Raw genomic sequence first — 2,624 nt, forward strand, 5'->3', positions numbered from 1 at the left:
GAGACAGTTACTGGAGAGAAAAACGATTTTCCCAGTGGGATTCGCAGCAATGTGGGAACGGAGACTGTTGGCAATGGGGGTAATATTTTTATCGATTCTGGTTCATTCTCATTACGAGATGGCGCTAAACTTGTTGCCTCAACCTATGGAGTGGGAAATGCAGGAAATGTGACAGTGGGTGCAAAAAATGCTGTTTTCCTTGTAAATGGTGACATCCTCAGCACGGTGGAAGCAGGAGGTGTAGGTAAGGGTGGCAATATCGACATCAGTGCAGCCACCCTGTCACTCACTGATAGCGCTCAACTGATAACTATTACTCGTGGAGCATCTGCTACCCAGCCAGCAGGACAGGGGAATGCAGGCAATGTCAATGTTTTAGTAACAGATGCTGTTGATATTGCTGGGGAGAAAAACGGTTTTCCCAGTGGGATTCGCAGCAATGTGGAAACGGGGGCTGTTGGCAATGGGGGTAACATTTTTATCGATTCTGGTGATTTCTCTCTAAGTAATGGGGCTCAACTTGAAGCCTCAACTTATGGGCAGGGAAATGCAGGAAATGTCAATGTTGTGGTAACAGGCGCTGTTGATATTGCTGGGGAGAAAAACGATTTCAAGAGTGGGATTCGCAGCATTGTGGGAACGGGGACTGTTGGCAATGGGGGTAACATTTTTATCGATTCTGGTGATTTCTCTCTAAGTGATGGCGCTCAACTTGAAGCCTCAACTTATGGAGTGGGAAATGCAGGGAATGTGACGGTGGGTGCAAAAAATGCTGTTGACCTTGCAGGTAACGCTTACATTTTCAGCACGGTGGAAGCAGGAGGCGTAGGTAAAGGAGGCAATATCGACATCAATGCAGCCACCCTTTCACTCACTGATGGCGCTCTACTGGTAACTATTACTCGTGGAGCATCTGCTACTCAACCAGCAGGAAGAGGGGATGCGGGGAATGTCAATGTGAAAGTAACAGGTGCTGTCGATATTGCTGGGGAGAAAAACGGTTTTCTCAGTGGGATTCGCAGCAATGTGGAGACGGGGACTGTTGGGAATGGGGGTAACATTACCATCGATTCTGCTGACTTCTCATTACGAGACGGCGCTCAACTTGTTGCCTCAACTTATGGACAAGGAAATGCAGGGAATGTGACGGTGCGTGCAAAAGATGCGATAACTGTTTCTGGAACTAATCAAGAGACAGGATTTTCTAGTGCTTTATTCACATCTACTGATTCTAATTCTCAAGGCAAAGGTGGGGATATTACCGTAAACACCAATATCTTTCGCATCTCTGACGGCGCTTTAATGGATGCAGGCACTAGAAATAATCAAAAGGGTGGCGATATTACGGTAAATGCAAATGTGTTTGAAGCACTCAACGGCGGACAACTCACCACCACTACCTCAAGCAATGGACGTGCAGGTAAAATTACTGTCAACGCTACTGATAAAGTAATAATTAGTGGTATTGATCCTAGTTACAGCGATCGCATTACTAACTTTCCTGATAATGTAGCAAATATCGGTGCTAACAGTGGCTTATTTGTCAGTTCCACAGGCTCAGGAATCACAGGCGATATCGAAATCAACTCACCCAAAATTACCTTAGACAACCAAGGTAAACTCAACGCTGAATCTGCATCCGGTAACGGTGGTAACATCAAGGTCAACAGCGACTTACTCTTACTCCGTCGTGGCGCTCAAATCTCTACCAACGCAGGCACAGAAGAATTAGGTGGGGATGGCGGTGACATCAATATCAACTCGAAATTTATCATTGCTGTCCCCGAAGAAAACAGCGATATCAGCGCTAACGCCTTTACAGGAACAGGTGGAAACATCCAAATCAACTCGCAAGGTATTTTCGGTATCGAGTCACGTCCAAAACTAACCGAAAAAAGTGATATTACTGCCAGTTCGGAATTAGGCGTTTCCGGTGTAACAAATATCAATACACCCGATAACAGTTCGATTCAAAACAGCTTCACCGGATTATCACCAAACGTCATTGATACCAACGCACTCATTGCTAATAGCTGCATTTCACGCGGCACTAAACGACAAGAAAACTCTTTTAACATCACAGGTTCTGGTGCTTTACGCTATACTCCGGGAGATGTCTTAACTTCAGCCTACACAACTGGTGATGTGCGTAGTGTGGAACTAACACCACGTCCCTGGAAAAAAGGCGACCCAATTATTGAACCAACTGGATTGTATCGATTACCCAATGGGCAATTAATCTTGAGTCGAAGTTGTTAAACAGCAAGATTGCACATATTGGGAAATTTATATATGCACTTTTCTGCAAAATGGGACGCACAATCATGCGATCGCACCATCCAAATCATGCAACTATATATGCATAAATGGTGAATGCATTACCTAGTCATATCCCTTAATCTGAGTATTAAAGAAACGGTTAATGAATCGAAAAAGACAGAAATCATCAATATATCAACCGTTGCTGATGAAATTATCGTTATTTTTTTAACTCAGATTGAGAGGTTGATTATGTTTTCTAAACTATTCCGCAACACAGTTTTAGCATCATCTTCGGCATTATCGAATTTCAAACAAACCACTTCCATTGCAATTTTAGTAGCTGGAATTGGATTGTTTGGTAT

General features: G+C 43.9%; 1 protein-coding gene. It reads left to right on the forward strand.

Annotated features, from left to right (window positions below):
• Window positions 1-2,259 (forward strand): beta strand repeat-containing protein (locus IQ229_RS23460; protein ID WP_194047890.1); only part of this gene is annotated, 2,259 nt, incomplete at its 5' end.
• Between the last annotated feature and the right edge of the window lie 365 nt (window positions 2,260-2,624).

It is taken from the genome of Nostoc cf. edaphicum LEGE 07299, from assembly GCF_015207245.1.
In the GTDB taxonomy this organism is placed as follows: domain Bacteria; phylum Cyanobacteriota; class Cyanobacteriia; order Cyanobacteriales; family Nostocaceae; genus Nostoc; species Nostoc edaphicum_B.